Origin of the sequence: uncultured Ruegeria sp. (assembly GCF_947497005.1) — a bacterium.
In the GTDB taxonomy this organism is placed as follows: domain Bacteria; phylum Pseudomonadota; class Alphaproteobacteria; order Rhodobacterales; family Rhodobacteraceae; genus Ruegeria.
Window position 1 is genome coordinate 32,273 of the sequence record NZ_CANMFF010000005.1, and the last position, 16,953, is coordinate 49,225.

The following is a 16,953-nucleotide window of genomic DNA, read 5'->3' on the forward strand; positions in this document are numbered from 1 at the left end:
GGGGCGGCAACCGTCGCCCCGGTGCCTGACCAGCCCTGTGAAAAGCACAGATTCTGGTCGAATCCCCCTTGCCAGTATTACGGAACTTGCGTAAACGGCGCTTCTGATCGCGTGACCGGCCGAGATGGCATGCCGAGTCGCGTCTGAAACCGAACCCGAAAAAGGAGACGGAAATGCCTAAGATGAAGACAAAGTCGAGCGCCAAGAAGCGCTTTAAGGTGACTGCGACCGGTAAGGTCCTTGCTGGCCAGGCCGGCAAGCGTCACGGCATGATCAAGCGGACCAAGAAATTCATCCGCGATGCCCGTGGCAACACCACCCTGTCCGCCCCCGACGCCAAAATCGTCAAGGGCTATATGCCCTACGACCGATAAGAGGAGATTAAGACATGTCCCGCGTTAAAGGTGGAACCGTAACTCACGCCCGTCACAAGAAGGTCATCAAGGCCGCCAAAGGTTACTATGGCCGCCGCAAGAGCACCTTCAAGGTTGCCCGTCAGGCCGTCGACAAGGCGAACCAGTATGCAACCCGCGACCGCAAGAACCGCAAGCGCAACTTCCGCGCGCTGTGGATCCAGCGTATCAACGCTGCTGTTCGTTCGCATGACGAAGCACTGACATATTCCCGCTTCATCAACGGCCTGAACCTGGCTGGTATTGAAGTAGACCGCAAAGTTTTGGCTGATCTGGCCGTGCACGAACCGGAAGCGTTCGGCGCGATCGTCGCCCAAGCTCAGGCTGCTCTGGCTGCCTGATCCTCTTAAAAGAGACAGTGAATGAAGGGCCGTCCCACATGGGGCGGCCTTTTTCGTTTGGTAGCCAAAAGAATGTCGGTTCCAAGCCGATCGTTACGATTGCCGCAGATTACACAAATGGCAGCAACGCGCGGCCAAGAGCTGGCTTTGGCCGGTCGACAGATGTTGAGTTCAACACCAAGTATTTGACGTTTGCGTCATTGCCGCTCTTTAGGTTTTGACACGCCGGATTTCCGCCGGGCCGCTACGTTCTGAGAAGGTGTTTGTAATTGTCTCACGTATGCATGCGATATCTATCGCGCGGGGGTTTTGCCCCGGATGAGGCCTGAGAGAAGCTGCACAATTTAGACACATAGACAACAATCGCTGGCAGACTTTTTGTTCGGGTTATGCGCCGGACCTTTCAGGCAACTATTATTACACCCAACGAAAAGTTGCTTTTTTGCGCGCGGCAAGAAAGTATACTCCCATGGAAATTTTAGATTTCTGAAAAGAACTGCGACGAGGCGACCCACAATGACAGGCGGCAAAATTCGAAATATGGAGGAATTTGCGAGGGTTAGCGGCATCTCGCGCCCGACAGTGTCGAAGTATTTCAATGACCCCGGTAGTGTCAGGTCTAGCACGCGCGCTCGGATCGAGGCTGCATTGGAGCAGCATGATTATCGCCCCAATATTTACGCGATGAACCAGAACCGGAAGCTGACAAAGAATGTCGGGGTCGTCGTTCCGCTATTGTCGGACCCCTATTTTGCCGAGATAGCGCGGAACCTTGAACAAAGGTGTATCGCCGCCGGGTATCGCCCGACATTGTTCAGCTCACACGGGGATCCTGCGTTTGAGGTCGAGGTTCTGGAAACCCTGCGATCTCTTAAGCCTGCTGGTGTTCTGCTGGCCCCTTTGGGCCGCGCTTCGGATCGACAAGCACTTGAAAAGTTCTGCAGTGATGTCCCTACCTTGATCTTCGACAGCAGCGTTGATGAGATCGGTCTTGCCTTTGTAGGTTCGGACAATTTCCAGTTCACGGCCCATATCACCGACTATTTGTGCAGAACAGGTGAGCCGCCTTGCTTTTTCGAGATGAAGACACCTGCAAACCCCAATGCGCACCGTCGTCGTCAAAGCTATCTGAATGCGATGCAGGAATTCGGCCATACGCCACACGTCATTTCAATTGACGGTGAAGGCTGGGGGTTCGAAGAAATTGGCCGCCTGGGTGGGCACGAAGCACTGCAGAAAGGGAGCTTTTCAACCAATACTATCTTGTGCAGCAACGACCGTCTGGCGATTGGGTTGCTGACTGCCTGTTACGAAAAGAACATCCGCGTGGGGCGTGGCGACGATTGTGCGATTCGCGTCGCAGGACAGGACGGGCACCCACATTCACGCTATACCTGCCCACCGCTTACGACAATTTCACACAACTATGATGCGGTGTCCCAGACAGCAGCCGAAGCACTGTTTACCGCGATCGAGGGTCAGGTATCACCTTGGAAAAGCACGCGTTTGGAGGGGAAGCTGATCTTACGTGACTCCGCGTAGATCTGGCATAATTTTACGCGCGTAAAATTTATATTGACGCCGCGTCGCCTAAACGACTAGCCTTGGGCATAACATCCAACTAGGGAGGAAACCGGATGTCATTGAAGAGCACACTCTGTGCTGCAACTGCGCTTTCGCTGATTACAGCAACAGGTGCATTCGCAGCCGACCCTTCCGCAACGATCACAGTCGCGACAGTCAACAATGGCGACATGATTCGTATGCAGGGCTATACCGACAAATTTACCGAAGATACCGGGATCGCAGTCGAATGGGTAACACTTGAAGAAAACGTGCTGCGTCAGCGCGTCACGACCGACATCACCACCAAAGGTGGTGCGTTCGATATTATGACAATTGGCATGTACGAAACCCCGATCTGGGGTGCCAATGGCTGGCTGGTTCCGCTGGACGATCTGTCCGAAGATTACGATGTTGGCGACATATTGCCCGCGATGGCAGGTGGTCTTTCCCACGAAGGCACGCTGTATGCGGCGCCGTTTTATGGCGAAAGCTCCATGATCATGTATCGCACGGACCTGATGGAGGCCGCAGGCCTTGAGATGCCCGAGGCGCCAACATGGGAGTTCATTGCTGAAGCTGCCGCTGCAATGACGGACCGCGACGCGGACATCAACGGCATTTGCCTGCGTGGTAAGGCTGGTTGGGGCGAAGGTGGCGCGTTCATCACCGCGATGTCCAACTCGTTCGGCGCACGTTGGTTCGACATGGACTGGAACGCGCAGTTCGACACAGAGCCATGGGCCAACACACTTAACTTCTACAAGAACATGATGGATGCCTCCGGTCCCACCGGATACGCGACCAATGGGTTCAACGAAAACCTGTCGCTGTTCAATCAGGGCAAGTGTGGCATGTGGATCGACGCGACTGTTGCGGCATCGTTCGTAACCGGTGACGATTCCACAGTTGCTGACAGCGTTGGCTTTGCACTGGCACCCGACACAGGTCTGGGCAAGCGGTCCAACTGGCTGTGGGCATGGGCGTTGGCAATTCCGGCCGGTACCCAGCAGCAGGCAGAAGCCAAGCAGTTCATCGAGTGGGCAACCTCAAAGGGTTACATCGAACTGGTCGCCGAGAACGAAGGCTGGGCAAATGTCCCTCCGGGTGCACGGAAATCTCTGTATGAAAACCCAGATTATCAGGCTGTTCCATTCGCTCAGATGACACTGGATTCAATCCTGTCGGCTGATCCGGCGAATTCCACGGTCGAGCCAAGCCCGTATGTCGGCATTCAGTTCGCCGCGATCCCGGAATTTGCAGGTATTGCAACCGAGGTAAGCCAGGAATTCTCGGCTGCGTACGCAGGCCAGCAGTCCATCGAAGAAGCGCTTGAGAAAGCTCAGGCGATCACAAACGACGCAATGGAAGCCGCCGGCTACCGCTAACGTCCCCATATCAGGGGGCACATGCGCTGCCCCCTGATCCACGACATTCAGAATCACCTTTGTTACGATCCAGTTCGGTACACCCGTCCACAGGAGAGGACTATCCAATGGCCACGAAAGCCTCCAGATCAGCCGCCCGCTTTATGATAGCACCCGCAGTGGTCCTGCTATTGGGCTGGATGCTGGTCCCCCTGATTATGACCCTGTGGTTCTCGTTCACGAAATACTTGCCCTTGCGCGGCGACAGCATTGACCGTGGACTCGATTGGGTCGGGTTTGCGAACTATGGCCGGTTCTTGTCGTCCAGTTCATTCTGGCCTTCTGTGCAAACAACGCTTGTGATGGTGGGCGGTGTCCTGCTGATCACGCTCGTGCTTGGCATACTTTTAGCGATCCTTCTAGATCAACCGATGTGGGGTCAAGGTGTTGTCCGGATCCTTGTAATTGCGCCGTTTTTCGTAATGCCTACCGTGTCTGCATTGGTATGGAAAAACATGCTGATGGACCCGGTGAATGGTATCTTCGCCCATCTCTGGCGATTCTTTGGGGCCGAACCGGTTGCCTGGCTGCAAGACGCATCGCTTAGCTCGATCATCATGATTGTGTCTTGGCAGTGGCTACCATTTGCCACCCTCATTCTGCTGACGGCCATCCAGTCGCTTGATAGTGAACAGCTGGAAGCTGCCGAGATGGATGGCGCACCCGTGCTGAAACGGTTCTGGCATATCGTGCTGCCCCATCTGGCCCGTGCCATCACCATCGTCGTCCTGATCCAGACGATCTTTCTGTTATCGATTTTCGCCGAGATCTTTGTGACCACCGGTGGTGCCTTCGGAACGCGAACCCTGACCTACCTGATCTTCCAGCGCGTAATCGACAGTCAGAACATCGGGCTCGGGTCTGCCGGCGGTGTTTACGCCATCATCCTTGCCAACATCGTCGCCATCTTTCTGATGCGCATCGTTGGCAAAAACCTGGACGCCTGAAGGGGTTGATCAAATGTCACGCACCGTCACAACACAACGCAAGATGATCACCACTGCTGCTGCTTGGACAATCGGGCTGGTGATCTTTTTCCCCATCTACTGGACGATCCTGACGAGCTTTAAGACCGAGGCGCAGGCGATCAACGATCCACCTTTGTTCTTTGCCTTCGACTGGACGCTGGAGAACTATGCACTCGTGCAGGAGCGCTCTGACTATATGAAGTTCCTGTGGAATTCCGTGATCATTGCCGGGGGCTCCACAATTCTTGGTATTCTCGTGGCGATCCCGGCGGCCTGGTCCATGGCCTTCGTACCATCCAGAAGAACCAAAGACATTCTACTTTGGATGCTCTCGACCAAAATGCTGCCTGCGGTGGGTGTGCTTTATCCGATCTCGCTGATTTTCGTCGAGTTCAACCTTCTCGACACCCGCGGCGGTCTGGTGGTTGTGCTAATGCTCATCAACCTGCCGATCATTGTCTGGATGTTGTACACTTACTTCAAGGAGATCCCCGGCGAGATATTAGAAGCCGCGCGCATGGATGGCGCCACGCTGAAAGAGGAAATCCTCTATGTGCTGACGCCCATGGCGATCCCGGGAATTGCGTCAACCATTCTTCTCAACTTCATTCTCGCATGGAACGAGGCGTTCTGGACGCTCAACCTGACGGCTGCCAATGCGGCCCCGCTGACCGCATTCATTGCCAGCTATTCCAGCCCCGAAGGCCTGTTTTTCGCAAAACTCAGTGCGGCCTCAACTATGGCCATCACTCCGATCCTCATCCTTGGCTGGTTCAGCCAGAAACAACTGGTCCGTGGCCTGACATTTGGCGCGGTGAAATAGGGAACCTGAACTATGGGACAGATACAACTTAAACAAGTGACCAAGAGCTTTGGTGACGTGCAAGTCATACCGCCGCTGGACCTGACCATTCAGGACGGAGAGTTCACCGTTTTTGTCGGCCCCTCGGGCTGCGGGAAATCCACCCTTCTGCGTCTGATTGCAGGCCTTGAGGACATAACGACAGGCCATATTGAGATCGACGGTCAGGATGCAACAGATGTGGTGCCCGCCAAACGTGGTCTTGCCATGGTGTTCCAGTCCTACGCGCTCTACCCGCATATGTCGGTGCGCAAGAACATCGCCTTTCCGTTGCGAATGGCCAAGCTGGATCAGGCCGAGATCACCAAGCGGGTCGAACGGGCCGCTTCGGTCCTGAACCTGACCGACTATCTGGATCGTCGACCGGGACAACTGTCAGGTGGCCAACGCCAGCGGGTCGCCATTGGTCGTGCCATTGTCCGTGACCCTGCAGCTTTTCTGTTTGACGAACCTCTGTCGAACCTCGACGCTGCATTGCGCGTTGGTATGCGCCTTGAGATCAGCGAACTGCACAAACGCTTAGAGACAACGATGGTCTATGTGACCCACGATCAGGTCGAAGCCATGACCATGGCCGACAAGATCGTTGTGTTGCAAGCCGGTGTGATCGAACAGGTCGGCACCCCGCTGGAGCTTTATCATACCCCACAAAACACATTTGTGGCGGGTTTTATCGGTTCGCCGAAGATGAACCTGATGACCGGGGAAGAGGCGGCCAAACATAACGCTCATACCATTGGTGTCCGTCCCGAACACATCGATGTCGTCGAAAGTGGTGGTCAATGGCAGGGGACGGTGGGCGTGGCTGAACATCTCGGTTCGGACACGTTTTTTCACATCCACAATACCGGGTTGGCCGAGACGATGACGGTACGTGCAATCGGTGACGTTAACCTGAAGCATGGCGATACGATCCACATGACCCCGAGGGTTAGCGAGATCCATCGGTTTGGTGCTGATGGGCTGCGGATTGAGTAATGCAACTGGCTGGAAAATCAGCACTGATCACCGGTGCGGCACGCGGTATCGGGCTGGCTTTTGCCAAAGCCTATGTGGCCGAAGGTGCGCGGGTCGCGATTGCCGATATTGATCTGGATCGCGCCAAATCCGCCGCCGCAGAAATTGGTCAAGCGGCTGTAGCAATACAGATGGACGTGACCAGCCAGGCCAGCATTGATGCGGGGGTCGCGGCCACCGTCGATGCACTCGGTCAAATTGATATCCTGATCAACAACGCCGCGCTGTTTTCCGCTGCGCCAATTGATGAGATCACACGCGAAGATTACGCCCGTGTTTTTGACGTCAACGTGAGCGGTGCACTTTTTACCCTGCAGGCAGTTTCCAGGCACATGGTGGAGCGTGGCATCAGAGGGTGTATCATAAACATGGCCAGCCAAGCAGGGCGGCGTGGCGAAAGCCTTGTCGCGGTGTATTGCGCAAGCAAGGCGGCTGTCATTTCGTTGACGCAATCAGCCGGCCTGAACCTGATCCAGTACGGCATTAACGTAAACGCAATCGCACCCGGTGTTGTGGACGGCGAACACTGGGACGGCGTCGATGCCTTCTTTGCCAAATATGAGGGCAAAGCCCCCGGCCAAAAGAAAAAAGAGGCGGGCGCGGCCGTGCCCTACGGTCGTATGGGCCGGGCCGAGGACCTGACTGGAATGGCCGTGTTTCTTGCAAGCAATGACGCCTCGTACGTTGTGGCCCAGACTTACAACGTCGATGGCGGAAACTGGATGAGCTGATGATGCATCAAACTGATGGCACACCTGCGGTGAAAATTTCCAGTGAGACTCTTGTGGATTTGCCCATTGGGGTGTCGGTCCCCTCTTACGACCGTTCAAAGTTGAGCCCCGGAATTGTTCACATTGGTTTGGGAAACTTCCACCGTGCGCATCAAGCGTGGTATCTGCATCGCCTTATGCAGCAGGGCCTGGCCTATGATTGGGCCATCATCGGCGCCGGAGTGCGCCCTGGTGACGCGATAATGCGTGAGCGTCTGTTGCAGCAGGATTGCCTAACGACACTGGTTGAGCTTGACCCCAACAGCACCTCGATTGAAGTCATTGGACCTATGATTGATTTCGTCGAAGTCCATCCCGAAAACGCGCCTCTGATTGCCGCGATGTCAGATCCACGCATCCGTATCGTGTCTTTGACCGTCACCGAAGGCGGCTATTATCAGTCTGAGTCAGGGCGGCTTGAGGTCGATCACCCTGACATCGCGCATGACATTGCTAATCCTGACCGCCCCATAACGGCGTTTGGCGCCATGATTGCCGCCTATCGCGCCAGACGAGATGCCGGGCATCTTCCTTTCACCGCTCAATGCTGCGACAACCTTCAGAATAACGGCGAGGTGTTGCGGCAAACCATTATTGATCTGGCTCGATTGACGGACCCAAATCTTGCGCGATGGATCAATGAAACTGCACGTTTCCCCAACGCGATGGTGGATTGCATTGTTCCCGCAACGGGTGAAGCCGAGCTGTCCTCCGTCCGGGAGTTGGGCATATTGGACATGGCTCCGGTTACCCATGAAAACTACCGTGAATGGGTCGTCGAAGATCAGTTCTGTGCGGGTCGACCGCCCTGGGAGCAGGCCGGTGTAACGATAACGGAAAATGTGCACACGTATGAAAGCATGAAAATTCGCATCCTGAATGCCGGGCATCAGGTGTTAGCCAATGCGGGCGAAATTCTGGGTCTTGCAACGATCACCGATTGCATGGCCGATCCGTTGATCCGGGCATTCTTCCACAAGGTGCAGACCGAGGAAATTCTGCCATATGTGGAACCTATCGATGGGATCGCTCCGTCGGACTACCTCGCCCTGGTTGAAAAGAGGTTCGCAAACCCAAAGATCCGTGACACCACACGGCGCGTGGCCTTTGATGGGTCGTCAAGGCATCCAGGTTTCGTGCTGCCGGTCCTTCGCGATGCGCTCGCCTCCGGAGGGCCGATTGAAGGTCTGGCCCTTGTCGAGGCGTTATGGGCGCGCATGAGCGCGGGTATACGCGAAGACGGTACTGTTATTGATCCAAATGACCCGCATTGGGATCTTCTGAATGACACTGCCAATCGCGCAAAATCGCACCCTCTGGCTTGGCTGGAGATGCGTCAAACTTATGGCGATCAGGCGCGTCAAAAGCGTTTTGCCGACGCGTTTTCTCGTTGGCTGAGTCTTATTTGGAGCGAAGGAACCTGTGCTGCTTTAAGAGCTTACGCTGGATAAACGACGCGTATACGCGTTTTGGATGCAAGCGACCCGCCTTTGACTTGAGACATATCCGGCAATGTTAAATTCGTTCCAGCATTCCTGTGGAGAGTACAGGCCGCAGAATTTTGCTATCTCGCTGAACATGTCCGTGAAGGCGCGCGCCGATCCTGCGCAAATGGACCTTGAGCCTAAAGAGGGCCAATACAATTGAGTTCAGGTCTGGGGTTTATGGAGGTGGGAACAGAAACAGCACACGACATCTCGCCCTTGATCACCATGGTGCGATCATGGCGTCGGCGCTCAGCCCGGAGATGAATGTCCGCGCTCCCCATAGACCAAATGGCGCGATCACTGCCCAAGCTCAGGCTGCCTGATCCTTTTACAAAAGACAGAGAATGAAGGGTCGTCCCGTTCGGGGCGGTCTTTTTTTGTGCTGGTTTAGAGAATGTCGGTTCCGATTCTTCAGAGACCGTCGCTGCGCGGCGCATGTATGTCGGTTATTTAGCGGATGCAGCTAGTCGTTTACCCAACACCAAGCTCAGCGCCATCGCTATGAGAAGAAAAGCGGCGGCGACAATCCACGCGACCGGCGTAGAGTAAATATCGGCGACTGCTCCTGTGAAAATCAGACCCAGTGCTGCCCCCATCTGCTGGATCAGCGATCTTAGAGACAGCATTGTGGACCGCTGGCGGTCTTGTACGCAGCTATGCAGAATGCTGCTGGCGGGCGTTTCACTTGCACCAAGGATTACAGAGTACAAAATGAATATGACCGCAAAACCGATGATGCTGCCTTGTAGTGCCAATGCTATCTGTACACCCGTAAGGCATGCGAAAATCGCTGCAAGCGTAGCGGCCTGCTGGCGTTTGAAAATCCGACTTAGACTTGGCGATAGCGACGCGCCGAAGGCGATAGAGAAGAAATAGCTCGCCGTGAGTAGACCAATGACAGTGTTGGCGTACCCGTCGGCTAACATTGGCTTGGCGTGGGTCGGCCAGATTACTTCAACAGGATTGGTCGTCATAAGGACGAGTGCGAGCGCTGCCAAAAGTATCGAAAGTGTACGATGCCTCAAAGCTAGGAGGCCAGCGTCTTTGATCACCGATGGGACTTGTAAAAATCCCTGTTTAAGTGCGTTTGTGTTGAGTGGAGACGATGTTTCGACAATGGCAAACAGGGTGTAAATAAACACCCCAAGCATCACACAAAAGCTTGCTGCGTAGGACACGTCATAGATGCTAAACCCAAGTCTCTCTGCCACCGAACCAAAAATGTCCGGCAACAAACCTCCAATAACGGCCCCAATGGCCAGGCCCATAGCGTTGGCCCATTGAGCTTTGGCGAGAGCGGGTTGAATGTCCACATTTGGCGCGGCCACTTTGAATTTTTCAACAAACCATGCATCAAGCGTGCCCGACCGAAGTGCGCGCCCAAATCCGATGAATGCAAAAGAAAGAGCCAAGACAAAAAAATCGTTCGAGGAGAGGAAAAGCGCCAGAGATATCAAGCTGGCGATCACTGCTGCCAGAAAGACCGGCTTGCGTCCAATGTTGTCGGCCAATCCGCCAAACGGCAGCTCCATCGACATTGTGGTCAGCGAGTAGACCCCAAAGAGAAGGGAAATCTCAAAGAGGTCCATTCCTCGGTCGGTGAGTGCCAGCGCAACCACCGCCACTGTGAGGCCCATGGCAAAGCGATCAAGAAACTGCTGTATCTGAAACACCCAAACATGCCGTCGCGCCTCATCTGTCAGTGAATTAAAAGAAAATTCTATTTCGTTCGTCATACTCGCAGCTTCGGTGCTGCCGCGGACAAACACAATACCTTGGCGACTCTAGTGCAATCGTGTGTGCGTCAAGGCAGTCATTCGAACAAGAGCAGTGAAGGTAGGGAAAGTCCGCATTTTGGCCAACCAGAAAAAAACCGGCGCAGTTCGCGCCGGTTTTTATTTCGCGGTTAAAGCAGTTTACCCAAACACACGGCCCAGCGCGCCGTCGACCGCATCGGTGATCTGGTCAATGTCATCCGCCGTTGCAATCAACGCAGGCGAGAAGCACAGCGTGTTGTTGCGGCTTGGGATCGAGCGGTTGGTGACGCCGATGATCACGCCCTGCGCCATACAGTCAGCGACAACCGCCTGTGCCAGTTTCTCGTCCACAGGCTCTTTGCTGCCACGATCTGCGACCAGTTCAGCACCAAGGAACAGGCCTTTGCCGCGTACATCGCCGATGACCTTGTGCTTTTCCATAAGCGCCTGAAGGTTATTCGTCATGTGGTCGCCCATGGCCGCGCAATTGCCCAGCAGGTTTTCATCTTCGATGATGCGCATGTTTTCGATCGCAGCAGCCGGACCGGCAGTGCAACCGCCAAAAGTCGAGATGTCGCGGAAGTAGCCCATTGGGTCTGCGGCGTCTTCTTTGAACATGTCAAAGACTTCCTCGGTCGTGACCATGCAGGCAATCGCCGCATAGCCAGAGGCAACACCTTTGGCCATGGTCACGAAGTCCGGCTTGATGCCGTATTGCTGATACCCGAACCACGTTCCGGTCCGACCCACGCCGCAGACGACCTCGTCGATATGCAGCAGCACGTCATATTTCTTGCAGATCTCCTGCACGCGCTGCCAGTAGCCCTCGGGTGCTTCGATCACACCGCCACCTGCGGTCACCGGCTCAAGGCACAGGGCGCCAACGGTGTCGGGGCCTTCGCGCAGGATGACCTCTTCGATCTGGTCTGCGGCCCATTCGCCAAAGTTCTCTTCGGGCGCGCCGTCCAGCTCGTGCTTGCGGTATTCCATGCAGTGGGGCACGCGCACGAAATCAGGTGCGAAGGGGCCGTATTGCGCAGTACGCTCGTCCTGACCACCTGCCGACATCGTCGCCAGCGTCGAGCCGTGATAGTCGCGGTCGCGATATAGGATCTTGGTCTTCTTTCCGCCGTACTTCTTGTGCGCGATCTGGCGTACCATTTTGAACGCCTTCTCGTTCGCCTCGGATCCAGAGTTGGTGTAATACACGCGGCTCATGCCGGGCATCTTGTCGATCAGCTTCTCAGCGAAGATCGCGCCGGGGATCGAGCCGGCCGAGTTGGCGAAATAGCACAGCTTCATCAGCTGGTCATAGACGGCCTTACAGATCGATTCGCGGCCATAGCCGACGTTGACTGTCCAGACACCGCCGGAAACCGCATCCAGATGCTCTTTGCCTTTTTGGTCCCAGACGCGCATGCCTTTGCCTTCGACAATGATGCGGGGGTCATTGGTTTCAAAGGGTTTATGCTGGATCAGGTGGTGCCAGATATGGGCCCGGTCGGCCTCGACCACGCGGGAAAGATCGTTTTCGTTGAACGTGCCGTCCATGACAAGTCCTTTCAGTGAGATGCGGTGCACGGGATAGGGAATGGTATGCCCCAGCATGTGTTTAAGATGCTTCAGATCACCGCGAAAGCCCAGATGTAGATAGGGCCAGATCGTATCATCCCGTATTGCCAGTCAAACGTTTTGTCGTATTTTTACGGGTTTGTCAGAAGGGTAAGTTTGTGCTCAATTCGCCCAAACTGCGATTTGGGAGGATCAGCGGATGGCTGCGATAAATATTTACGAGCGTCATTTGGACAGATGCAAGGCGAACTACACGCCTTTGTCGCCTCTTTCGTTTATCGAGCGTACAGCGCAGGTCTACCCGGATTACCCATCGGTGGTGTATGGCAAACGCCGATACACATGGGCTGAAACCTATGCCCGGTGCCGCCGTCTGGCAGGCGCACTCAGCGCGCGTGGTATTGGAAAGGGTGATACCGTTTCAATTATCGCAGCAAACATTCCGGAGATGTACGAGGCGCATTTTGGTGTGCCGATGTCGGGCGCAGTACTGAATGCAATCAACACACGCCTGGATGCGCCGATTGTAGCCTTCATCCTGAATCACGCCGAGGCGAAGGTGTTGCTGGTCGATCCTGAATTTTCGGACGTTGTGAAAGAGGCGCTGAAACAGGTCGAACACGATGTTCTGATCATCGACATTGAGGATCCCGGCTTTGATGGCGGCGAAAAACTGGGCAGCCTGACATATGATGCTCTGATTTCGGAGGGAGACCCCGAATTTGACTGGTTGCTGCCAGAAGACGAATGGGACGCGATCACGCTGAATTATACGTCCGGCACGACGGGCAATCCCAAGGGTGTGGTTTACCATCATCGTGGCGCAACACTGAACGCGCAATCGGATTTGCTGGATTGGGATATGCCCAAACATTCGATTTATCTGTGGACCCTACCGATGTTTCATTGCAACGGCTGGTGTTTCCCTTGGGCAATGGCGGCCAATGCTGGTGTGTCTGTCTGTCTGCGCGCTGTCCGCGCCGAGCCGATCTATGCGGCATTCCGGGATGAGAAAGTCACCCATTTCTGCGGGGCGCCTATAGTGTTGAACATGCTGGCCCACGCGCCGGATGACCTGAAAGACTTTGACCACCAGATCAAGGTGATGACTGCGGGCGCTCCACCGCCTGCTGCCGTTATCCAAGCGATGGAGGCTATGGGCGTCGAAGTCACCCATGTCTATGGTCTGACCGAGACGTACGGGCCGTCGGTCGTCTGTGCTTGGAAAGACGAATGGAATGAAAGAGGGCCCGAAGATCGCGCTGCCCTGAAAGTACGACAGGGGGTGCGATATACGGCCCTGTCTGGCCTTATGGTGGCCGATCCCGAAACGATGGAACCTGTGCCGGCGGATGGTGAAACCATGGGCGAGATATTCATGCAAGGTAACGTCGTGATGAAAGGGTACCTCAAGAACCCCGATGCCACAGATGGAGCTTTCAAGGGCGGCTGGTTCGCATCCGGCGATCTGGGCGTCATGCACCCTGACGGTTATATCGCGTTGAAGGACCGCTCCAAGGACATCATCATCTCAGGCGGCGAGAATATTTCTTCCGTCGAGGTCGAAGGTATTCTCTACAAACACCCCGCGGTCATGGAGGCAGCCGTGGTTGCGCGGCCAGATGAAAAATGGGGCGAAACCCCCTGCGCCTTTGTCGAGCTGAAGCCCGATGCAACTGCGACCGAGGCGGAGGTGATTGCTTTCTGTCGGGACAACATTGCTCATTTCAAAGCGCCCAAGACCGTGGTGTTTGGTGCCCTGCCGAAAACCTCAACCGGCAAGGTGCAGAAATTCGTTCTGCGGGATCAGGCGCGGGCGTTGGGTTAAAGCTTGTCGAAAATCGACAGGTCCAGATCCAGCATCTCACCCATCCAGATCGCGCGGTCACGGTGATCAGCCAGATGATCGCCCGTTTCCGGGTGGGTAAAGACCGTTAAGCCCTGCCGGTTTATCATCAGCCACGGAATGACCTGTTCGAAGGCATCAGCGGCGAAGCCCAGCTGACAGCTCCAGCGTGGGTGGGGGCCGACGTTGCGGGCATGCATACGTCCCATCTGAACAGGGAACAGCCGGGCTACCTCGTCACAGACCTGTTGCGCCGTGTCCTGCGTGTCGGCATCGAAATAAATATGGGCGTGATAGCCTGTGATATCGGGCATGGAGACCTCTTTGCTTTTGTTAAACAAAGTTAAGACCGATCAGACCAGACGCCTAGGCGCATCGGCACACAGGGTCTGTGCAGTGTTATTGGGGTGCAAGCGCGTCAGGATGCGCCGCGACAAAAGCTGGGTGTTCGGCGCAGGCCTTTTCGACGCCCAGAAGGCGGGGCATGTCCGTCAGATCAACTTGCCACCTGCGGGCATTGTAGATCTGCGGGATCAGGCAGATATCGGCGAGACCGGGCTGTGAACCAACACAATAGGGGTCCTGTGTAAACTCGCCCAACATGGTCTCGAATGCCCGCATTCCCGGCCGGATGAAGTGCCGCATCCAATCGCCGGGCATATCAGCTGCGTCTTTGCCGAGGGACGTCGCATGACGCGCCACCGAAAGGTTGCAGACCGGGTGAATGTCCACTGCAATCGCGTAGGCCAGTGCCTGCACACGCGCGCGCTCTGCCGCATCAACGGGCAGAAGGTTCAGTTGGCGCGTGCTGTCCAGATAATCGAGGATGGCCAGAGATTGCGTCAGCCGCAGCCCGTCAATATCCAGAACCGGCACGAACCCTTGCGGGTTTCGCGCGATGTGTTTGGCGCCTTTTTGTGCACCTTCCACCAGATCGACAACAACCGCGCGATAGTCGATCCCGGCCAGACTGAGGGCGATCCGCACCCGATAGCTGGCCGAAGACCGCCAATAGTCATAGAGGACGACGTCGCCCACTCCGGAACCAGTCAATTGTCGGCCAAAGCGGCAGCGCGAATGGCGTCAGACAACACCACACTGTCGCCGACGTGATTGGCCAGCACCAGAACCAGCCGGGCGTTCAGCGCGTCGCTGTCGGCTTTTTCAAGCCCTTCATGCGCCGCCAACAGCTCTGCATAGAAGTCGTCAACCTTGTCGATGTTCGGAGATAGGATCAGGTCAGACATTGCGCTTACTCCTTACCACAGGCTCTGCGGATCGCATGCCGGAAACTGTTTTCTTCATAGCTATCCCGTCGCGCCGCCACGTGCTGATCCGGGCGGATCAGATAAACCGCGCTGGTTGCGTCGCCCAGATAGCGACGTTTGAGTGCCAGTGTCAGGTCGTCTTTGACTGACAGTGCCAGCCGCGTGACTTCAACCCCATCCTCTTCCAGCGTGTCGGGGGCATCCGCGTCGATGGTCAGCAGGGTGAATTTGCCTGCCAGCTTGGGCAGCAGGAACTCATCGCCCAGCGGTGCGTCCGGGCAGGCCGAACCGGGGCGCGTCTCGGCCGGGCCGTCCAACGCATCGGCAGAGTTCAGTGAAGAGCCGTCATAGGTGCAAGGTTGGCTCAGACGCCCTGAATTCACCAGCGGGCGGGCGAATTCGTATTGTTCGCTCAAGTCCAGGACCGCATCCCGCAGAACCCGCGACATCTCAGATTTCGGCGTGATGAAATCGGTCGAGCGGCTGGATTTCTGGATGTTCTCGTCCGCCCCCTGCACACGTTCCGTGTTGTAACTGTCCAGCAGGCTTTCCGGAGCCTTGCCATCCAGCACCAGTTTCAGTTTCCAGCACAGGTTGTCGGTGTCTTGCAGACCGGAATTCGCCCCGCGCGCACCAAAGGGGCTGACCTGATGTGCGCTGTCCCCCGCAAACAGAACACGGCCCTTGCAGAAGCTTTCCATGCGGCGACACTGGAAGGTGTAGATCGAGACCCACTCCAGCTGAAACTCTACGTCGTCGCCCAGCATCGCCTTGAGGCGGGGGATCACATTCTCGGGGCGCTTTTCGCGTTCCTTGTCGATGTCCCAACCAAGTTGCAAGTCGATGCGCCAGACATTGTCGGGCTGTTTGTGCAACAACGCGGATTGCCCGCGATTGAATGGCGGATCGAACCAGAACCAGCGTTCCGAGGGGAAATCCGCATCCATGATCACATCCGCAATCAGGAAGTTGTCTTCGAATACACGCCCTTCGAAGTCGATGCCCAGCATCCGCCGGGTGGGTGACGTGGCACCATCACAGGCAATTAGCCATTCCGCCTCAACCGTATAGGGGCCTTCGGGGGTTTCGACTTCCAGCCGAACGTGGTCTTGATGCGTACCGATTGCGTCGACCTTGTTGCGCCCGCGGATCTCGATCGGAGCACCTTCTGCCTGCAATTCGCGAACTCGTTGAACGAAGTAATCTTCAAAGTGGTATTGCTGCAGGTTGATGAAGGCCGGGTTGGCATAGCCCTCATCCGGTTGCAGGTTAAAGTCATAGACCTGGCGATCATCGAAAAAGACCTTGCCGCGATCCCACAACACGCCTTTGTCAACCAATCTATGCCCGCATCCCAACCGGTCCGCAATTTCCAAAGTGCGTTGAGAAAAACAGATGGCGCGACTGCCAAAGCTGACCTTGTCGTTCTCGTCCAGAACCACAACTTCGACCCCGTGTTGGGCCAGATCGATGGCAGCGGCCAGACCAACCGGACCGGCCCCGATTACGATGACCTTGCGCCTGACGGGCGTCGGGCTGTCCTGATCCGGGCTGCGTTCATAGCCGTAAAGCGGCGTTTCAAAGATCTTGTTCATGGGCTCCCCCCAAGCAGATGCACCAACGTGCTGCATATCCTGTCCCCCCGCGGCAGGCGCCGGAGGC

General features: G+C 55.8%; 16 protein-coding genes. 10 read left to right on the forward strand and 6 right to left on the reverse strand.

Annotated elements, in window-relative coordinates; genetic code table 11:
- Nucleotides 1–173 precede the first annotated feature (173 nt).
- From rpmI to Q0816_RS08470, 9 genes are all read left to right on the forward strand, one after another.
- Nucleotides 174–374, forward strand: coding sequence for a 50S ribosomal protein L35 (gene rpmI, locus Q0816_RS08430; protein WP_010443552.1), 201 nt, complete (start codon nucleotides 174–176; stop codon nucleotides 372–374).
- A 14-nt stretch (nucleotides 375–388) separates the two neighbouring features.
- Entirely contained in the window at nucleotides 389–754 is a 366-nt protein-coding gene (gene rplT / locus Q0816_RS08435) for a 50S ribosomal protein L20 (protein WP_298849411.1), read from the forward strand.
- Between the two features lie 516 nt (nucleotides 755–1,270).
- Nucleotides 1,271–2,296: a LacI family DNA-binding transcriptional regulator gene (locus Q0816_RS08440; RefSeq protein ID WP_298849413.1), complete on the forward strand. Its 1,026-nt coding sequence runs from the start codon at nucleotides 1,271–1,273 to the stop codon at nucleotides 2,294–2,296.
- A gap of 95 nt (nucleotides 2,297–2,391) precedes the next feature.
- The gene (locus Q0816_RS08445) at nucleotides 2,392–3,705 is read left to right on the forward strand and encodes a sugar ABC transporter substrate-binding protein (RefSeq protein ID WP_298849415.1); all 1,314 of its coding nucleotides are present in this window, start codon (nucleotides 2,392–2,394) and stop codon (nucleotides 3,703–3,705) included.
- A gap of 107 nt (nucleotides 3,706–3,812) precedes the next feature.
- Entirely contained in the window at nucleotides 3,813–4,691 is an 879-nt protein-coding gene (locus tag Q0816_RS08450) for a carbohydrate ABC transporter permease (RefSeq protein WP_298849418.1), read from the forward strand.
- Nucleotides 4,692–4,704: 13 nt separating this feature from the next.
- Nucleotides 4,705–5,535: a carbohydrate ABC transporter permease gene (locus Q0816_RS08455; protein ID WP_298849420.1), complete on the forward strand. Its 831-nt coding sequence runs from the start codon at nucleotides 4,705–4,707 to the stop codon at nucleotides 5,533–5,535.
- A 12-nt stretch (nucleotides 5,536–5,547) separates the two neighbouring features.
- The gene (locus Q0816_RS08460) at nucleotides 5,548–6,552 is read left to right on the forward strand and encodes an ABC transporter ATP-binding protein (RefSeq protein ID WP_298849422.1); all 1,005 of its coding nucleotides are present in this window, start codon (nucleotides 5,548–5,550) and stop codon (nucleotides 6,550–6,552) included.
- Nucleotides 6,552–7,322, forward strand: coding sequence for an L-iditol 2-dehydrogenase (locus Q0816_RS08465; protein ID WP_298849424.1), 771 nt, complete (start codon nucleotides 6,552–6,554; stop codon nucleotides 7,320–7,322). The genes Q0816_RS08460 and Q0816_RS08465 overlap by 1 nt, the downstream gene beginning before the upstream one ends.
- Nucleotides 7,322–8,812, forward strand: coding sequence for a mannitol dehydrogenase family protein (locus Q0816_RS08470; RefSeq protein WP_298849426.1), 1,491 nt, complete (start codon nucleotides 7,322–7,324; stop codon nucleotides 8,810–8,812). Before Q0816_RS08465 ends, Q0816_RS08470 begins: the two co-directional genes overlap by 1 nt.
- 482 nt (nucleotides 8,813–9,294) lie before the next feature.
- Here Q0816_RS08470 and Q0816_RS08475 read toward each other — a convergent pair whose 3' ends face one another.
- Nucleotides 9,295–10,584, reverse strand: coding sequence for an MFS transporter (locus Q0816_RS08475; RefSeq protein WP_298849428.1), 1,290 nt, complete (start codon nucleotides 10,582–10,584; stop codon nucleotides 9,295–9,297).
- A 180-nt stretch (nucleotides 10,585–10,764) separates the two neighbouring features.
- On the reverse strand, nucleotides 10,765–12,156 hold the full coding sequence (locus tag Q0816_RS08480; RefSeq protein ID WP_298849903.1) for an aminotransferase class III-fold pyridoxal phosphate-dependent enzyme: 1,392 nt from the start codon (nucleotides 12,154–12,156) through the stop codon (nucleotides 10,765–10,767).
- Nucleotides 12,157–12,376: 220 nt separating this feature from the next.
- Between Q0816_RS08480 and Q0816_RS08485 the strand changes: the two genes are divergently transcribed.
- A complete protein-coding gene (locus Q0816_RS08485) occupies nucleotides 12,377–14,005 on the forward strand; it encodes an acyl-CoA synthetase (RefSeq protein WP_298849430.1) in 1,629 nt (542 codons plus the stop codon).
- Here Q0816_RS08485 and Q0816_RS08490 read toward each other — a convergent pair.
- From Q0816_RS08490 to Q0816_RS08505, 4 genes are all read right to left on the reverse strand, one after another.
- Complete coding sequence (locus Q0816_RS08490) at nucleotides 14,002–14,337, reverse strand: DOPA 4,5-dioxygenase family protein (RefSeq protein WP_298849433.1); 336 nt, start codon at nucleotides 14,335–14,337, stop codon at nucleotides 14,002–14,004. The two genes, Q0816_RS08485 and Q0816_RS08490, sit on opposite strands and share 4 nt — an antisense overlap.
- Nucleotides 14,338–14,422: 85 nt before the next feature.
- On the reverse strand, nucleotides 14,423–15,061 hold the full coding sequence (gene maiA, locus Q0816_RS08495; protein WP_298849435.1) for a maleylacetoacetate isomerase: 639 nt from the start codon (nucleotides 15,059–15,061) through the stop codon (nucleotides 14,423–14,425).
- An 11-nt stretch (nucleotides 15,062–15,072) separates the two neighbouring features.
- On the reverse strand, nucleotides 15,073–15,270 hold the full coding sequence (locus tag Q0816_RS08500; RefSeq protein WP_298849437.1) for a DUF2783 domain-containing protein: 198 nt from the start codon (nucleotides 15,268–15,270) through the stop codon (nucleotides 15,073–15,075).
- Nucleotides 15,271–15,275: 5 nt separating this feature from the next.
- Nucleotides 15,276–16,886, reverse strand: a complete 1,611-nt coding sequence (locus tag Q0816_RS08505; RefSeq protein WP_298849439.1) for an FAD-dependent oxidoreductase — start codon at nucleotides 16,884–16,886, stop codon at nucleotides 15,276–15,278.
- Between the last annotated feature and the right edge of the window lie 67 nt (nucleotides 16,887–16,953).